Origin of the sequence: Chondromyces crocatus (assembly GCF_001189295.1) — a bacterium.
Classification (GTDB): domain Bacteria; phylum Myxococcota_A; class Polyangia; order Polyangiales; family Polyangiaceae; genus Chondromyces; species Chondromyces crocatus.
Genome location: NZ_CP012159.1, coordinates 4,062,271 through 4,080,266, shown reverse-complemented (window position 1 = coordinate 4,080,266; position 17,996 = coordinate 4,062,271). Strand labels below are relative to the sequence as shown.

The following is a 17,996-nucleotide window of genomic DNA, read 5'->3' as shown; positions in this document are numbered from 1 at the left end:
CGCCACGGGCCCGCCTCCCACCGCCCCACACCCCCTCGTGCAGACGTCGGCCGAGCGCTTCGCCGGAACGTCATCGGACCGGGGACGCTGTAAGATCGCCGCGCGATGTCCGTTGCCCCTGCGATGCGGCGCCCCCTCTCGCCAGGTCTGAGCGTCCTGGTCATCGGCCTCTCGACGGGCAGCGTCTCCGTGGCCGCCCTCGTGGTCGCAGCGATCCTGAACGCATTCCTCGATCTGCCCTTCGTCATCCTGACCATCGCCGTCGTGCTCGCGACGATCCCCCTGCTCACCACCGTGGCCGCCCGGACCGGCATCGCACATCCCTGGCTGACCGGCGCCCTGGCCCCCGTGACCCTGGCGCCTCTGTTCTTCCTCGGCGCCCTCTACGACCTCAACCAGCCCATCATCATCTCCAACTGGCGCTGCGGGACGGGCGACATCGCGCTGCTGATGGTGCTCCCCTTCGTCTACGGCGGCTTCGGCCTGCTCGGAGGCATCCTCGGGATCGCGCTCGCGACCCGCGGAGGGCCCCGCCCGGCCCTCGCGCTGCGCGCCCTCGCGCTGGGTGGCCTCGCCACGGCCGTCGCGCTCGTCGCGTGGTCCACCGTGCAGGCGGCGCATCACCCGGAGCCGCACGCGCTGCTCGGCCCCCTCCCCCCGAGCGCGATCGTGCCTCCCCTCGACGGCGAGACGCCCCACGAGGAGCTCCCGAGCAAGGATGGCCCCTCCGGCTACCGCTTCGCGCAGACCCTCCCCGAGCTCGACGTCGTCGTGGAGCGGTCCTGCTCCGCGTCGAGCTGCTCCTTGAGCCTCTGGCGCCACCACACGATGCCCACGCCCCCTCACAACACCTCGCGCCCGAGCGTGTTCGACAGCACGAGCCGCGGCCGCCTCGAAGTCCGGCGGATCGCGGAGCATGACGTCTGGCTCGTGAAGGACGTCGACCACGGGAGGAGCGTCGCCTTCCGGAAGGCCGACCCGTTCTACGTACCGACCGACATCAGCCCTCGGGACCTCCGGCATGCCCTGAGCCCGCCGCACCCCTACATCGTCATGGGCGCGCTCGCCCTCGGCCTCGGGGCGTTGCTCCAGGGGTGGCGGCAGCGCGTCACCGCACAGCTCCGGCGCACGGAGCGAGGCCGGACCGGCGTGCTGGGAGAGAACGGCTGGATCAGCTTCGAGGACGCGACGGCCCCCCAGCGCGTCGCGCCTGACCTTATCCTGCCGCCTGGCCCCGTCGTGGTGCTGGAGGGGGGCGCTGGCCAGGGCACCCCCTACCGCGGCGAGGCAACCGTCGGTGCCGGCGCTTGCCTCCCAGGCGAGCGCGCGGCGGTGCTGGCGGACTTCCGGGTACGGTGCGCCGTGCTCGACACGCTCACCCTCACCCTCACCGCGCTGACGGCCATGCCTCTGCTGGCCGCCTGGCACCTGTTCACGTAGCCGCGCCTCTGGACGCACCACGCCCTGCGCAGCCAGGCGGCGCTGATCCGTCTCTCCAGACGCAGAGACGCAGCCCCCCCGCCCAGCCTGGCAGCACCGCCCCGCAAGACAGGGGCGGAGCGCTTCGACTGGACCGCGCGAGGCACGTTCTGGCCACGCAACGCGAGGCGCGCCCTGGCCACGTCGCGCAAGGCGCACCCCGACTAGGCCGCGCGGGGAACGTCCTCTGCGACCTGTAGCTCCACCTGCGCGAACATGCGCTCGGCCATCCCGCGCGTGTCCCTCTGGGAAGGGTGGAAGCCAGGACGCAGGTAATCGAGCATCACCGGAATCGATCGCGTCAGGATCTTGTCGCGCGTGAAGAACAGCTCGAGCGTCTCGCGCAAGGTCCGCCGCTCGAACAAGATCCCCTCCTCCGTGAAGAGGAGCGCCATTCCGATGCCGAGGAAACCGAATACGATCCCGGCGCCCAGGGCGCCACCGGCGATTCGAAGTGGATACGATCCATTCACGTGCCGCAGCAGATCGAATGCCAAGGCCTTGTGCTCCAGCTCCTCCGCAGCGTGCCACTTCCACAGCTCCTGCAGCGCTGGCGGCGCCTGCGCCAGCATCTCGCCGTCGAGAATGAACTCCGCGAGGAATGCCGTCAGGTGCTCGAACCCGGCAATGGCCGCGAGGCTCAGATCGCGACCGAGGCCACGCTCGAGGACGCGCGAGAACATCGCGTCGGCGAAGTGCAGAAACCCGTCCACGTCGTGGCCTTGTGCCCGCAGGGTATCCAGAAAGATCTGATGTGCGCGGGCGTGATTCGCTTCCTGTCCACAGAAGCCGCGGATCTGGCGGCGAAGCTCGGGATCGTCCAGGCGCTGACCCTGATCGCTCAGCACCCGCACCATGAACTCTTCGAAGGGCACCAGGAACACATTGATGGAATTGAAGAGGTGGGTTCTGGCCGGGCTGCCACCGACCCAGTAATTCGGCACGTCATCGAGATCGAAAGAGAACCTCGTGCGCCGTGGTCTGAGGCAGTCGGGAGAAAAAGGCCTCGGCTCGACGTACGGAGTATCCTCACCCTCGCGCTTCTTCGCCGGATGCATGAGCCTCGTTATAGCCCGGATCGGGCGCTCCGGCGCCTCGGGAGAACCATTCATTCGACGACGCGTGGAACGAGGTCACGGGATGCCGGGGGCGCCCCCATAGCAGCATTTTGCGCACGCAATCCTACGGGAATCCCCTGTGCTCCCCGGGCAACACCGCAATCGTACGGGGGACGACCTCTCCAGCGCATCCCCCGGCGCATCGATCAGCTCAGCCCTCTGCCGAAGCCTCGATGAAGAGCCTCGACAAGCGTTCGATTGAAATCGTCTCGACCACCGCGTCCCCGGCCTCCCGCAGCAGCACCGAGCGCACCCCGCCCCCGCGCCGCTTCTTGTCGAGGCCGATCAAGGGCAATGCCGCCAGGATCGGCTGCTCGGCGAGCCGCGTCGGTTGCCCCAGCCGCTCGAGCAGCGTCACCACACGCTCGACCAGCGCCGCCGGGGTCACCCCCAGGGCCTTCCCCGCGCGCAGCTCCCCGACCAGACCGAGCGACACCGCCTCGCCGTGACGCAGCCGCCGGAACCCACCCTCGGCCTCCAGCGCGTGCCCCAGCGTGTGGCCCAGGTTGAGCAACATGCGCTCTCCCGCCTCGTGCTCGTCCCGCGCCACGATCCCTGCCTTCACGGCCACGCTCCGGCGGATCACCTCGCCGATCACCTCCGGGTCGCGGGCGAGCACGCGCTCGGCCTCACCCTCCAGGAGGTCCAGCAGCACCGCGTCTCCCACGCACGCCGCCTTCACCGCCTCGCTCAGGCCACTCCGGAACCCGCGCTCTTCCTCGGTGGCGAGCTGCTCCGGACCGAGCACCACCGCCGCGGGCTGATGGAACGCGCCGACGGCGTTCTTCGCCTCGCCGAGGTCCACCCCCGTCTTGCCTCCCACGCTGGCATCCACCATCGCCAGCAGCGTCGTCGGCGCGGCCACCCAGCGGACCCCGCGCAGCAGCGTCGCCGCCGTGAACCCACCGAGATCGGTGATCACCCCGCCCCCGTGGGCCACGAGGAGTGCTTCCCGATCGGCACCGGCGGCGAGGATCGTCGCCAGCGCGCGCTCCACGGAGGCCAGCCGCTTGTGCTCCTCGCCAGGCGGCAGCGTCACCACCGCGCGCGGCGCGAGCCCGGCCGTCGTGAGCCCTCGCGAGAGCGAAGCCCCCCAGAGCCCACCCACCGTCTCGTCCGTGACCACGAAGACCCCGGAGGGGTGCAGGGCGCGGACCGCGTCGGCGATCGAGGGGAAGGCGTCCCCTGCAAAGCGCACCCCGTAGGTGCGCGCCCCCAGCGGCACGAGCAGGGGACGATCGGCCCACGCGCGCAGGACGGCCTCGACGACGACCTCTGGCGCGGCGTCGCTACCGACCTGCGCGTGCGCCTCGGCATAGACGGGCGCCCGCTCGGCGAGCAGCGCGCGGACCTGCGCCTCCCGATCCGGCGCCCGGTCGAGCAGAGGCCGTGGGCTGCCCACCCGGACGCGCTCCAGGAGCGTGGACACTGGCGCGACGAGCGCGACGACGCACGCCGCCGCCGTGGCCTCGCGCCGGAGCACCGGATCGAGCAGCGTCCCCCCGCCGAGCGCGATCACCCGCGGGCCGCGGTCGGCGAGCAGGCGACGGAGAACCTCTCGCTCGCGCGCCCGAAACGCCGCTTCGCCGCCCTCCGCGAAGATCGCCGCCACCGAGGCCCTCGCTTCGTCGGCGATGGCCTCGTCCAGGTCCACGAACGAGACGCCTGCTCGCGCGGCAGCCAGCCGACCGGTGGTCGTCTTGCCAGCTCCCATGAACCCGGTCAGAAGGAGCGGCGCTCGCCCGGAAAGTTCCAGCACGGCCCGAGGATCGCAGGGCGCTGCGCAGGCCGCAACCAGCCGGAAGACGCGCCGCGACCGGCCGGAAGGACGAGTCCCGTGCCTCATCCACACGGCCGGTGACCTCGCCCGCTCCTCGACGCAACGAGGTCAGGCCCCTGCCGCGGGAATCAAAGCGCGTTGGTCGAGGGCAGCGTCTTCGCCTCGTCGCAGAGCTTGCCTCCAGGCACCTCCAGCGCCTCGGCCAGCGCACACACCCGCAGCGCCCTGCCGATCCGGTCCGGCGTCGGCCGCCTCAAGGCCCGCTTCGCCAGCTCCTCCGCGCGAGCCGCCAGCACGATCCGCGCGCGCTCGCTCATCTCACGCGCCCGCGGCCGGAGCAGCGAGAGCGCGTCCTCGCCCGGGTCGATCCCCCCGAGCCAGTTCCACACCGACGCGACCGCCGCGGCCACGAACGCCTCGCGCATCCTCGGCTCTGCCCGCGTCCCCTGGCAGGGCAGGAGGGCCAGCGTCGGCCCGAGATCCCGTGGCGCCAGCGTCTTCATCCGGATCCGCCCGAGCAGCGCCTTCCGCTCTCCCGCGACCACCAGGTCCTGCGCGATCACCTTGCCTGCAGCGGCCCTCTCCGTGAGCGCCTCGCACTGCTGGTCCAGCTCCTCTTGCAGCCGCGCCGCCTCCTTCACGCCCTCCTCGATGCGCTGCAGCTCGGTCTCGAAGGCGGCCGCCGCGTCCCGCATCGCGCGGCACGTGCGCCACCGCCCACCGATCGCGGCGAGCTGCTCTGGCCTGGCGCGCACCAGATCAGGGGGCGCGATGCCCTCCACGGCGCACACGTCCATGCCCGCGAGCACCACGTCGATGCGCGCGCGCCCTCCGCGCACGGCGAGCGCCTCGACGACGAAGGCCACCAGCGCCACCACGGTCCCGAGCGCGAAGAGCGCGTTCCGCGTGAGCCGCAGTCTGTACGCGAGCCGCAGCCCAGCGCCTGCGTCCAGCGCCTCCTTGCACTGGGCGAGCAGCTCTTCCCAGGCCAGCATGTCGTCCGAGAGCGCCTGCACCGGCAGCGCGAGCGCCTTGTCCCGCCGCACCTTCCGCGCGATGCGCGCGAGGGCCGCGCCAGGGAGGACGGCCCGCCCGTCCACCGTCAGATCGGCGACCCCTTTCAGCATCCCCCCGAGCTGCCCAGCGTGCATCCGCCAGGCGTCGAGGGCCGCCGGGTGGCTCTTCCGGATCTGCTCCAGGCGCTCCCGCAGCGCCGCCATCGGGAGCACCTGCTCCACGTCTCGCGCCCTCACGCCCGCACGCGCCGCCGCCTGCTGGATGCCGAGTCGCACCCCACCTTCGAGCACGTCGGGAGCGATCTCTTCCAGCCCCCGCGGCATCTTGCTCGCCTGCATGCACGCAGCCGCTTGCAGCACAGGCCCCATGGCATGCGCGAGAAACGAGCCCCCGAGCTTCGCGGCCATCGAGGATCTTGTGTACTGCGACCGAGACGTCATCACCAGCGTCGCGGACATGCGCACGCACGGATCTCCTCGCGCCCATCGAACCGCTCTGCCTTGTTCACATCATTCCAGCGAGATAGCCTCTTTCACGGTCAGGGTGGGCCGACCTCCCCGCCGCCGCTGGTCGAGCCGAGGAGCGCGCCGCGATGGATGCCGGAGAGCTGATCACGCCCAATTTGCGGCTCGTGCGCCCCCTTGGACGGGGCGCTGGCGGAGAGGTCTGGCTCGCCGAGCACCTCGCGCTCGACGCGCGCGTCGCGGTCAAGTTCATCGCCAGGGGCGCCGAGGCCGGCCCCAAGCGCATCGCGCGCTTCCAGCGAGAGGCCTCCGCCGCGGCCCAGATCAAGAGCCCCCACGTCGCTCAGGTCCTCGACCACGGCGTCACCCGCGAGGGCGCCTGCTTCATCGCCATGGAGCTGCTCGAAGGCGAGACGCTCCGCAGCCGGATCCAGCGACTCGGCAAGCTTCCGCCCGATGAGGTCGCGCTGCTCGTCGGACAGGCCGCGCGTGGGCTCGCTCGCGCCCACCGCCTCGGCATCGTCCACCGCGACGTGAAGCCGGACAACCTGTTCGTGCTCGATCTGGACGGCGAACTGTTCCTCAAGATCATCGACTTCGGCGCCGCCAAGCGAGAGCTCCCGAGCACCGGCACCCCGCTCACCGCCACCGGCAACCTCGTCGGCACGCCGCTCTACATGAGCCCCGAGCACTTCCTGAGCGCGAAGGACGTCGATCAGCAAGCCGACCTCTGGAGCCTGGCCGTCGTCACGTACGAGGCGCTCACCGGCTGCGTGCCCTTCGACGGCGCGACGATGGGAGCGCTCGCGCTCGCCCTCCACCGCGGCACGTTCACGCCTCCCGGACAGCTCCAGCCCGAGCTCCCCCCGGCCCTCGACGCCTGGATGGCGCGGGCGTTCCAGCGCGAGCCGCACAGACGCTTTCCCTCGGCCCGGGACCTCTCGGACGCGCTCACGCACGCCGTGACCCCCGAGATCCCAAGGCCTCCTCCCCTCCCCTCGCTCGGCCGAAAGCCGCTCCGCTTCGCCAGGCGCGCCGGCGTCCCTCGCACGCGCGCCTGGCTCACCACCATCCAGGCAGCGCTCCTGCTGGCCGCGGGCAGCATGGCCGCGCTGGTGGTGCAGGAGCGTGCCGTCGACGCGCCCCTCCCCCCCATGAAGGCCCTGCCGTTGCCCCTCCCGGAGGCCCCGCCGCTGGTGGACCTCCCCTCCCAGCCCACGATCTCGGGTCTGGAGCCCACCGCCCACGCCCCGGAGCAGCTCACCCCCGCGCTGGAGACGAGCGCACAGCCCCCCGAACCGCTCGCGCCCGCCCTGGACCTGGAGCCACCGACCCCGAGCCGAGACGCACCGTCGCCTCCACCCCCGCCCGAGCCGCAAGAAGCGACCGGCGCCGCTCTGGACGAGGGCAGCCAGCCTCCCTCGAGCGCCCCCGCGCGCCGCAAAAGGACGCCTGCAGAACAGTTCGGGATCTGAAGAGGGCTGGCGAGCCTCGTGCCCCCGACGCACGAGGGCGCTGGACGCGGAAGGCCCGCACCAGCGCGACGGCTGCCCTACGATCGACAGGAGCCCGCAGGCTCACCGAGCCAGACGTCACGCCGACACGCAGCGCACCTCATCAGCCAGCGCGTCACGGCCCTCCGGCCGGACGTCACGCCGACGCGCGGTGCAGCTCCAGGTCGAGGCGATTCCTCAGATCCGAGACCCATAGCCGTGCATCGGCCTCGGTCGGAACGTACGTGATCGGTGCCAGCTCCTGGGTCCTCAGCAGCTTGGCGGCGGTCACCGTGAGCGTCGTGATCAAGCGCTGCTGAAAGCTACCGCCGAAGATGGCGCAGCCAGAGATCCCCGTCCTCTTCCCGATGCCGGCCGTGGCGCGCCGCGCTTCAGGACAGATCGGACCGATCCGCGAGATGTCGGCGATCCAGAACAGGCGGCCGTGCATCCCCACCCATTCGGCGACGGTCATCAGTAAGGCCATCATCTCGGGCTCCGAGAACCCCCCGTTGGCGCGCGATACGATGATGTCTGGCTGCTCCAGCGTCAGTGAATGCAGACCAATACGCACCGTCGTGATCGGTCTCGGCGATCCCGTCATTACCCCCATCCCCCCGACTACGTTCTAGCACGAGAGGTGTCCCCGTGCTGACGTCATCGTCATCGGAGATGGAGGTGTCCCAGTGAATAAGCGCGATCGCCTTTGACGGCACGCAGCCGGAGTTCGCGCACGCCGACCGCCGGAGGATCGAGGGTCTCGATGTACCGCACCATGCCAGGCCCTCGCTGGCTCGGCCCCACGAACACCGTGCGAGCGCCCTCCGTGCCCTCGAGGGAGATTTCGTAGCGATCATTGCTGTCGACCGTCAGATCGATCTCGTGAACGTCCTTCTTGCCGAGCTTGAACTGCAGCGTGTGATTCCCCTCGAAGAGGACGTTCCCGTCCCTGTCCCAGGCAGATCCCTCGGGGACGAGCCGCTCGACGGAGGCGAGCTGCATGGGGACGAGGCGATGACTCCATTTCAACACAAGCCCCCATTTCGGCGTCCAGTACAGCACCGACAGGGCGAGGAATGCGACACAGAGCCCCTCCCCCAGCGGCGCGATCGCCCGTCCTTTGCGGCGAGCATGCCCCACGGCGGCGGCATAGAGGATCGACGCAGGCACCACCGCCGGGAAGATGTGACGAAAGTCGGTGTGGTGCGGCGCGGGCAGAAGGATCCGGAACGCCGCCAGGAATCCGACGAGGCTGACGAGCGAGAGAATGAGGACGCCGAAGCGACGCCAGCCTTCCCGCGGCGCCGACGCCGACGCAACGAACCCGAAGGTCATCATCGCGAGGAGGAGCGCCGCCATGACGCCCGCAACGTCCCGGTTCAGCTCATAGGCGGTCTCGCGATCCGGTATCTTGTTGTGCGTGCCGAACAGACTCGATTTCAGCAGGTGACTCCAGAACAGCTGCCTCCCCGAGTCGTCGCGGTCGGTGAGGACATAGGGCTGATGGAGGAAGCCTTCGACGTCGAAGTAGAGATAGTTGTACGGCTTGTTCCCCATCAGCGAGGCGGGGCTGACGCTGCATGCCGAGCCCAGCACCCGGTGGCACAGGCCCCGCTCTCCCCCGCTCTCCCCCTGGCCCTTGCGCAGCGTGTTCAGCATCAGCGACGCTGCGAGGAGCGCGATCACCACCGCGCCTCGCTTCAGCAAAAGAACGCGGCCTCCCGCGCGGAAGAGGCGTAGCCCCATCAGCACGAGCAGCAGCCCGATGAGCGGGTAAGCGCTCGATTTCGTGAGCACACCGAGCGCGCACATCGCCGCGGACAGGTAGAGATCCCGCGCGCGATCCTCCTGGTACCAGCACACGGCGTGGTAGAGCGCCGCGACCAGCAGCATGCTCACCAGCGTGTCGTTGTGCACGCGTACGCTGTTGTGGACGCTGTAAGGCCAGAACATCAGCAGCGCCGTCGCGAGCCACACGAGGCGCGGCGCCGTGAGCAGCCGGCGCGCCGTGAGCACGCCGTACACCGCGAGGCCGAGGGTGATCAGGAGCGAGAAGAGCTGCAACCCGACCACGGGGGGAGCCACCCGGGTCGCCTTGAAGAACGAGTACACCCCCGCACCGAGCACATAATAGAGCGGCGGATGGTGGCAGATCAGGCACTTCGCCGCCGGCGGGAGCTGCCGCTTGGTGACGATGTGCTCGATGTACTCGAGCTGCGCGCTGCCGTCGTAGTTGCGCTCCCCGTACTCGGTGTAGCCGAGGTAGACGGCATAGAATCCCATCCCGGCGACGATCAGACCGATGGTCGGCGGATCCAGCCGCAAGCGCCGGAGCCCGACCACCATCATCATCACGGCCGTGAACCCGGCCATGCCCGAGACCACCCCAGCGGGAAGCCGGAGCGGCGCCGCGATCAGGGAGAGGACGAGCAGCAGCAACGCTCCACCTCCGAGGAGGGTGAGCGTCGGCCGATGCCGTGCCGCCTGGACGACGCGCGCCCAGGGACCCGGCTGCACTGCTCGGCCCGGCGCTGTCGTCCCGGGAGACGGAGCGGCCTCGACGTGCTTCTGCGCGCTCGGCGTGCCTTCCGTCACGGCGGCCTCCTCCGGCGTGGCGGCCTCGTCTCGTTCTGCGCCTTCATCGGGTCGCTTCTCGTCACCACTCACGGGACCAGCTCCTCCCCGCCCTTCGCACCGAGGTGCTCCTCCGCGCCCACGAGGAAGGGATACTCCAGGATGACGCGCTGGCAGCGCGCCCCATCCGTGACCTCGCCCTCGCCCACATCGCCGACGGAGCAGGCCTGCACCGTGTAGCGACCCCGCGGCGAGGCGTCGCTGGTGCGCAGCAGCTCGAGCGCGTCATTGCGTCCACTGACGGTCACCGCGCTGGCGATCCGTGCGCCGCTCGGGTCGTAGACGCAGATCCGCACGCCGTGACGGAGGGGCTTTCCCCGTCGATCCGCGCTGCTTGCGTCATGGTGGAACTGTTCGAACCACTGCAACCGCGCGTAGATCGTCTCGCCTGTCGCATACCGGCGCCGCGCATCGTCGTCCGTTCCCTCGCTGGACGCCGAGAGATAGCTCGCGGAGAGCAGGGTCGGGAACTCGTTCGGCTGATAGGGCTGGAAGGCGGGTTCCGGCCCGGGTCCCCGGGGCGCCCGTGGCGTGACGCGGTTCAATGTCTCGGCGCAGCCTTCGCTCTTCGACAGGTCGGCGGCGTACATCACCTGGTTCACCCTGCCGCGGTTGACGAGCGCGAATTCACCCGAGATTCGCTGGTAGGCTGGACCGTTCCAGCCGCGCGGGTTCGTCTTCGCCTCGCCCACCCAGTTGGTCATTGCATTGCGCTCGTAGACCGGTCGCTCGTCGATATGGCGCCGGATGATCCGATCGATGTGGATCTCCACCTTCGCCCGCGGCACCACCCCGCCCTCCTCGGCCGACAGCACGCACGTTTCCTCGACGGCCCCGCGACGACGGCCAGCATTCCAGCACTTGCACGCCTCGCCGTTCTGCTTGCGGAACTCCGGCTCGTCGCAGCGCGGCTCGCTCCCTCGCACCACCGTGGGCAGTGCGTCCCTGGCCGGCGTGTCCTTGGCCGGCGTATCCTCGGGTTGCGCCTCCTCGCCCGACGGCGTGCCGTCTCCGTTCTCGCCCTCTCGAGCCTGCTTCACTTCGGGCTCGGGTGCGTTCCGACGACTGCCACGCGGCCCCCTCGGTCGCGTCTGACCGAACGAGAGCCACGATTTCCCCTCGCCGAGTGCCATTCGCTTCGCGAACGTGCCGCAGCGCGCACCATAATCCTCCTTATCGGCGAGGTTGGCTTTCGCGAGCGGATCGCAGCCCACCGGGTATCGACCCCGCAGGTAGCGTTGATACCAGGCGGCATGCAGAGTCCCCACGTCGAGCGTGGCGAAATCCAGCCCCTGATCGAGGACGTGGTGCTGATACCACATGTTGAACAGGTATCCGTCCCCCTGGGTCAGGTACACCGCGCCACGAGGCACCGTCTCGACGACCTCCGCGCCATAATTGCCGCCCACCTCCACGTGACCACCGATGCGTGCGGCGCGCGCAATCGAGACCGGCACGAAGGTCGCGGCGAGTCCTCCGAGGAGGACGGCGGGGAGCGTCATGGCGGGGAGCGCACGCCCCTCGGCCTCGTCCCGACGGCGCCTCACGATGACCGCCGCCACGCCTGCGGCGACGCCCAGCACCCCGAGCGGCACGGCCAGCCACAACCCCTTCTCCTGCGTGAGGGACGGCGGCATGCGCTTGGTCAGCGACGCATAGCCGGCCACCGTCGCGGCGCCGGCGAGGGCCATGATGGCGACGGCCGAGAGGGCCATCCATCGGCGCGCCGCGGCCGGCCGTGCCCGCGCAGCCCGCAGGATCCACCACAGCCCCGCCCCCATGAACACGGCGCAGGGGTACAAGGCCGGGATGTAATAGTTGAGGTAATCGCCGACCGAATAATAGATCCCGTGGCCGACATTGAAGAGCATCAATGCCAGGAGCAGCGCGCCGAGCTTCCCGGCCCGGCGGAACACGACCATCAGCCCCGCGACGAGCATCGCCGTACCAGCCGGAAGAAACTGTCTATCGAAGTTTCCCGGGACCTTGCGAATGCGATTCCACCACGACGCGAGGTCGCCACCGCCGAAGAAGCCGCTGTATTGCTTTCCGCTGACGTGATAGACGAGCCGCTCCCAGTCGGACACGTCGTTCCACGGAATGCCCGTGGTGTGGGCGTTGGCCCAGATCAGGTAATAGTAGCTGAGCATCGGCAATGCGCCGACCAGGCAGGCCACAGGGAACGCCCAGGCGCCGCGGAGGGCGGGCCACGCGGCGAGACCAGGCCGCCAGCGCCGTGCGATCTGCGCGACGGGCCATACCAGCCAGGCAACGAAGATCCCTGGACGACGCAGCAGCAGGTAGATCGCCGCGGCCGGCAGGAAGTAGACCATGGTCACGTGGTGCGCGAGGCCCAGCCCCATCGGCAGCGCCGCCGCCACGATGTAGCCCTCACGCCGGGTGACTTCGAAGCGCACCCACAGGCGTCCGGCCCAGGTGACGAGCAAGAGGTGCAGCGGGTAGACCTCCGGGATCCGGACTTGCTCCCAGACGAGGTGCGAAACGCCGAGCAGGAAGCCGACGACGAGCCCCGCGAGCTCTCCTTCGAAGATCCCGCTCCCGGCCCCGGCGTGCGCTTCGACGTGCCGCCGGTGCTGGAGGAGCACCGTCACCTCGCGGACCGATCTGGCGGTCAGGATCGCTGCACCGAGCGCGCAGAACACGTTGAACAGCTCCACCTTCACGCACGGCGACACCGGGATGGGCAGGAGACGCGTGAATGCGTGGGCCAGCAGGACGAAGAGGGGGTAGCCGGTGGGGTGCGGCACACCGAGCGTCCAGATGGCCGTGACCAGCTCCGGACCATCCGAGAACGTGGGGCCGCTCGCCAGCGTCGGCAGGTAGAGCGCGAGGAGGGCGAGCACGAGGACGACCTGACCCCGCCGGAAGAAGCGGGAGATCGGGGCGACGACTGCCTCGCTCGGGGTGGACATGGCCGCGCGTTGTAGGGCATCTCGGGGCGGCCCGCACGCGCGCAGCACCGTCGGCAGGGGTCGGAGCGCGTCATCCGGGTCCAGCGGGGGGGCGCGGTGGACCGGGAGGCCGGCAACCTTGCCCCTCCTTCTGTTCCCCTGGGCAGAGGTCGCAGTCGGCTTGCCCAGCGCTCTGTCCACCTGGCCGGGGGGGAGGCGGGCACCACGACCCATCGGTATTCTTCACTACAGGATCATCAGCACAGGCATCGTCAGACCAACGACCCCATCTCCTGGAGGAGGTCACCCCCATCTCCTGGAGGAGGTCACCCCCATCTCCTGGAGGAGGTCACCCCTCCTCCTCCAGGACGTCGATGCTCACCTTCAGGACATCGACCCTCCTCCTCCAGGACGTCGATGCTCTCCTTCAGGACATCGACCCTCCTCCTCCAGGACGTCGATGCTCTCCTTCAGGACATCGATCCTCCTCCTGCGGGATGTCGACGAGCTCCTCCAGGACGTCGACGAGCTCCTTCAGGACATCGATCCTCCTCCTCCAGGACGTCGATGATCTCCTCCAGGACGTCGACGAGCTCCTCGTAGGCATCGCCTCTCCTCCTTCAGGATGACGACGTTCTCCTCCGGGACATCGCCCTCCTCCTTCAGGACGTCGACGAGCTCCTCGCAGACATCGCCCCTTCTCCTTCAGGATGACGATGTTCTCCCCCGCCTGAATGAATTGGGCCCTGGTCCATGCGCACGATGCCGAGATCAGCGCACCGCGCCTTGGCGGGTCGGTACGGCGTCGCGGCAGAATCAACATGCCTCCTGCGGAAGGAGAGAGCACGTGGACCAGAGCCTCCAGGCTTGGAACACGCGCGCCTGTCACTACCGTACTTTCGTCCGGAGGCCGCGCTCAGAATCTCGCGAGTTGCTCTCTGTAGCCCGCGAGGTGACGCTGCACCTCGGAGAGGCTGTCGCCGCCGAGCTTCTCCAGAAGGGCGGCGGTGAGCACGATCATCACCATCGCCTCTCCCACCACCGACGCCGCAGGAACGGCACACACGTCGCTCCGCTCGAAGGCAGCATCGAAGCGCTCCTTGGAGCGGATGTCGATGGACGGCAGCGCACGCTTCAGGGTGGCGATCGGCTTCATGGCGGCACGGCATACGACGGGCATGCCGTTCGAGATGCCCCCCTCGACACCGCCAGCGTGGTTGGTGGGTCGGATGAAGAGATTCGTCTCCGCGTCGTAGGCGATGGGGTCATGGACGCCGGAGCCGCTTCGGCGCGCCGCCTCGAAGCCGAGGCCGACCTCCACCCCCTTGATCGCCTGAATGCTCATCAGGGCCTGGGCGACACGGCCATCGAGTCGGCGATCCCACTGGACGTGGCTGCCCAGGCCAGGGGGGACGCCGAGGGCGACCACCTCGAAGACACCGCCAAGGGTGTCGCCTCGGTGCGCGGCGTCGCGGATGGCGGCGCGCATCGCCTCCGCGGCTTCGGGATCGGCGCAGGCGAGGTCCGAAGCGCGCGCGAGGACGCGAAGCTCGTGAGGCGAGGTGGTCGGAGCAAGCGCGGCGCTGACGGAGCCGATGGCCACCACGTGCGCGAAGACCTCCACGTCGAGCGCGGCGAGGAGCTTGCGGCACACACCGCCGACGGCGACGCGCATCGCCGTCTCGCGTGCGCTGGCGCGCTCGAGGATGTCACGCAGGTCGCGGCGATCGTACTTGAGGCCTCCGGCGAGATCCGCATGCCCAGGGCGGGGGCGTGTGAGCGCCTCGGGGGGCTCGGCGAAAGGCTCCGCGCCCATGCGACCTGCCCAGTTTCCGTGGTCGCGGTTCTCGATCACCATTGCGATCGGACCGCCGAGGGTCTCGCCGCCGCGCACGCCCGCCGTGAAGCGGACGCGATCCTGCTCGATCTTCATGCGTGCGCCCCGCCCGTAACCGCGCTGACGGCGGGCGAGATCGGCGTCGATGTCCTCGGCGAGGAGCGGGAGGCCAGCGGGGATCCCTTCGACGATCGCAGAGATCTCGGGGCCGTGGGATTCGCCAGCAGTGATCCAGCGGAGCGCGGTCATGGCGCGCATCCTGGCACGAGCCAGGGCACCACGGCAGCTTCGCTGCGGACGCGACCGTCGCGTCAGGCTCTGCCACGCAGCATGAAGTCCCAGTAGAGGCGGGGGAGACCGTACTTCTTCATCAGCCACATGTCACGGCGCTCTTGCAGCGTGTCGATGAAGGGGAAGCTCGGCGTGGGCTTGCCGTCGTAGTCGAACTCCGCGAGCAGCAGCTTGCCGTAGGCCGTGGTCAGCGGGCAGGACGCATACCCGTCGTAGCGCGCGCTGGGAGCGCGACCCGCCATCACGGCCATGAGGTTCTCGACGACGACGGGTGCTTGCTTGCGGATCGCCGCGCCCGTCCGCGAGGTGGGCAGGTCCGAGGCGTCTCCCAGGGCGAACACCTCGGGGAAGTCGGGGTGTTGCAGCGTGTACTTGTCGGCCTTGACCCAGCCTTTGCTGGGGCCATCCGCGTGCGAGAGGGGGCTCTTCTTGATGAACTCGGGCGCGCTTTGTGGAGGGGTGACGTGCAGCAGGTCGTACCGAAGTACCACCTGACGCTTGCCGCCGTCCCCCTCCGGGACCTCGAAGACGGCCTCGCGCGCGTCACCGCGGACCTCGACGAGGTTGTGCTGGAAGCACGTCTCGATGCCGTAGCGTGCCACCACGCCCGAGAGGATCTCGGCGTAGGGCTTCACGCCGAAGATGGCCTTGCCTGCCGAACAGAAGGACACCTTCGCGTCCTTCAGTCGGCCCTCGAGGCGCCAGTGGTCTGCGGCCAGGTACATGATCTTCTGCGGCGCGCCGGCGCACTTCACGGGCGTGGCGGGGTGGGTGAACAGCGCGGTGCCTCCCTGGAAGGCGCGGATCATCTCCCAGGTCTTGGGCGCGAGCGCGACGTCGTAGTTGCTGGAGACATGGGGTGTCTGGAGCGCGTCGCGCAGGCCACGCACGGCGTCCCAGTCGAGCTGGATGCCCGGAGCGACGATCAGAAAGTCATAGCCCACGCGGCGGCCGGAGCTGGTGCGCACCTCGCGCGCGCTCGGCTCGACCTCCTCGGCGCGCTCCTGGATCCAGCGGATGTCCCTGGGGATCAGCTCCGCTTCGTCGCGCACCGTGTCCTCCGCACGCGCCTCGCCGGCGCCGACGAGCGTCCACAAGGGCTGGTAGTAGTGCTTGGTCGAGGGCTCGATGATGGCCATCTCGGTCATGCCCAGCCGGCGCAGGCGGGCGGCGACGGTGATGCCGGCGGTGCCTCCACCGATGATCACCACGCGGTGATGCTCGCGCGTCGACGGGGCTGCGAGGGGCGCGACGTGGGCGGGACTGGTCGATGCGGTGTTCATGCGCTTCCTCCACGAGCCAGCTCGGGGAGACGCTCCCCGGAAGCCCGGCGCCTTCCCCTGAGCAGGGACCGTGCCGGGGCGGTCGCGACGCTCGAGGCCTTGTTCGGGCGCGGACTTCGAAGGGGTGAAACGGTGGTGAAACGTCCGCTGAAACGGCCGATGTCCGCTGAAACGGCGTGTGAACGCCGGCGCAGAAACACGCTACGGGACGAGGATGAAGCGCGTCTTCAGAGAGCGTGGGGAGGAAGGGGGACAGGCGTTGCAGCATGCGCTCGGAGCGCTGGAGGCGCTGGCGGGTCCGACGTTGCTGCTGGATGAGCGAGGTCGTGTGAGCGCCGTCGGTCCGGAGGCGCGGGGTCTGCTCCCGCGCGAGGTGGGCGCCGGTCAGCGGCTCCACGAGATCTTCGTCGGCGCGGCGGACGAGCTGCATGCGCTGCTCCGCTCGCAGCGGGAGGGGATGCTGTCGCTTCGATCGCGCGGGGAGAGAGAGGCGCTGCGCCCCTTCCGGGTGCGAGCGACGCCGCGGACGGCGGAAGGTCGGGCGCTGGGATGGACCGTCCATCTGTCGTCGTGTGCGGCGACGGAGGATCGACGCGAGGAGCGCTTCCACGGGATGTGGACGCAGGACCCGCGCATGCGCCGGCTGTTCCGCATCGTCGAGAAGGCGGCGAAGACGCAGGCCACGGTGCTGCTCCGTGGGGAGAGCGGCACGGGCAAGGAGCGGGTCGCCTGTGCGCTTCACGCGCTCTCACCGCGCGCGCACGGACCCTTCCGCGCCATCAACTGCGCGGCGCTCGCGCCCACCCTGCTCGAGAGCGAGCTGTTCGGTCACGTGCGTGGTGCGTTCACCGGGGCGGTGCGCGACAGCCCGGGACACTTCCGGCTCGCGCAGGGGGGGACGCTCTTCCTCGACGAGGTGGCGGAGATGCCCCCGGAGCTCCAGGCGAAGATGCTGCGCGTCCTGGAGACGCACACGATCATCCCGGTGGGTGGGCGCGAGCCGGTCTCGGTCGACGTGCGCATCATCTCGGCCACGCACCGCGCGCTGAGGCGCGAGGTGGAGCAGGGGAGGTTCCGGGCAGACCTCATGTACCGGCTGCGGGTCGTCCCCATCTTCCTGCCGGCGCTGCGGGAGCGCCCGGGAGACATCCTGCCGCTGGCCGAGCAGTTCCTCGCCGAGTTCAACGCGCAGGGAGGCCGGCAGGTGAAGCGCATCGCGCCGCGCGCACGTCGTCAGATGGAGGAATACCCGTGGCCAGGGAACGTCCGGGAGCTGCGCAATGCCATGGAGTATGCGCACGTGATGGGAGAGCGCGAGACGCTCACCGAGGCCGATCTTCCGCCGGAGTTCAACGAGCAGGCCCGCCCCGTCCGTCTCCCGCTGTCGCCCGCGAGCGTCACCACGCCGGCCTCCGAGGTGGAAGCGCACAGCTGTTCCTCGCGCGCGTCGAGGGCGCCTCCGAGGGAGGTGGCCCCCGGCGAGACGATCGAGGTGAGCCTGGACGAGATCCGCCGGGCCCTCGCGCTCGCCCGGGGACGACGCGCACACGCGGCAGAGCTGCTCGGGATCAGTCGGGTCACGCTGTGGCGCAGGCTCAAGGAGGCGGAGGAGGACGGGACGGCGTGAGGCGATGCGTCGTGAAACGGTCGTGCAACGCTTTCGCTTCGCCAGCCGCCCGCCCACGGCG

11 protein-coding genes are annotated in these 17,996 nt (G+C 69.9%); 3 read left to right on the top strand and 8 right to left on the bottom strand.

What is annotated here, in order from left to right; translation table 11 throughout:
• The first annotated feature begins 105 nt into the window (after positions 1-105).
• Positions 106-1,440, top strand: coding sequence for a hypothetical protein (locus CMC5_RS15135; RefSeq protein ID WP_156338609.1), 1,335 nt, complete (start codon positions 106-108; stop codon positions 1,438-1,440).
• A 203-nt stretch (positions 1,441-1,643) separates the two neighbouring features.
• On the opposite strand, the gene CMC5_RS15130 is transcribed toward CMC5_RS15135, so the two are convergent.
• The 3 genes from CMC5_RS15130 to CMC5_RS15120 all read right to left on the bottom strand — a co-directional run bounded on the left by CMC5_RS15130 (position 1,644) and on the right by CMC5_RS15120 (position 5,801).
• The gene (locus CMC5_RS15130) at positions 1,644-2,591 is read right to left on the bottom strand and encodes a metal-dependent hydrolase (protein ID WP_082362508.1); all 948 of its coding nucleotides are present in this window, start codon (positions 2,589-2,591) and stop codon (positions 1,644-1,646) included.
• A gap of 157 nt (positions 2,592-2,748) precedes the next feature.
• On the bottom strand, positions 2,749-4,356 hold the full coding sequence (gene aroB / locus CMC5_RS15125) for a 3-dehydroquinate synthase (protein ID WP_245678446.1): 1,608 nt from the start codon (positions 4,354-4,356) through the stop codon (positions 2,749-2,751).
• Positions 4,357-4,505: 149 nt separating this feature from the next.
• Positions 4,506-5,801: a coiled-coil domain-containing protein gene (locus CMC5_RS15120; RefSeq protein ID WP_156338608.1), complete on the bottom strand. Its 1,296-nt coding sequence runs from the start codon at positions 5,799-5,801 to the stop codon at positions 4,506-4,508.
• 185 nt (positions 5,802-5,986) lie between these two features.
• On the opposite strand from CMC5_RS15120, the gene CMC5_RS15115 reads away from it, so the two are divergent.
• The gene (locus CMC5_RS15115; protein WP_050431094.1) at positions 5,987-7,333 is read left to right on the top strand and encodes a serine/threonine-protein kinase; all 1,347 of its coding nucleotides are present in this window, start codon (positions 5,987-5,989) and stop codon (positions 7,331-7,333) included.
• A 175-nt stretch (positions 7,334-7,508) separates the two neighbouring features.
• Here the strand turns inward: CMC5_RS15115 and CMC5_RS15110 are convergent, their stop codons facing one another.
• From CMC5_RS15110 to CMC5_RS15085, 5 genes are all read right to left on the bottom strand, one after another.
• Positions 7,509-7,826: a hypothetical protein gene (locus tag CMC5_RS15110; protein WP_156338607.1), complete on the bottom strand. Its 318-nt coding sequence runs from the start codon at positions 7,824-7,826 to the stop codon at positions 7,509-7,511.
• A 188-nt stretch (positions 7,827-8,014) separates the two neighbouring features.
• Entirely contained in the window at positions 8,015-10,018 is a 2,004-nt protein-coding gene (locus tag CMC5_RS15105) for an ArnT family glycosyltransferase (RefSeq protein ID WP_050431092.1), read from the bottom strand.
• Positions 10,015-12,918: a glycosyltransferase family 117 protein gene (locus CMC5_RS15100; protein ID WP_050431091.1), complete on the bottom strand. Its 2,904-nt coding sequence runs from the start codon at positions 12,916-12,918 to the stop codon at positions 10,015-10,017. The genes CMC5_RS15105 and CMC5_RS15100 overlap by 4 nt, the downstream gene beginning before the upstream one ends.
• An 895-nt stretch (positions 12,919-13,813) precedes the next feature.
• Complete coding sequence (gene aroC, locus CMC5_RS15090; protein ID WP_050431089.1) at positions 13,814-14,983, bottom strand: chorismate synthase; 1,170 nt, start codon at positions 14,981-14,983, stop codon at positions 13,814-13,816.
• Positions 14,984-15,045: 62 nt separating this feature from the next.
• Positions 15,046-16,308 carry an NAD(P)/FAD-dependent oxidoreductase gene (locus tag CMC5_RS15085; RefSeq protein WP_050431088.1) on the bottom strand — a complete coding sequence of 421 codons (1,263 nt, stop codon included), beginning with the start codon at positions 16,306-16,308 and terminating at the stop codon, positions 15,046-15,048.
• A 214-nt stretch (positions 16,309-16,522) separates the two neighbouring features.
• On the opposite strand from CMC5_RS15085, the gene CMC5_RS15080 reads away from it, so the two are divergent.
• On the top strand, positions 16,523-17,935 hold the full coding sequence (locus tag CMC5_RS15080) for a sigma-54 interaction domain-containing protein (protein ID WP_050431087.1): 1,413 nt from the start codon (positions 16,523-16,525) through the stop codon (positions 17,933-17,935).
• Positions 17,936-17,996: the final 61 nt, after the last annotated feature.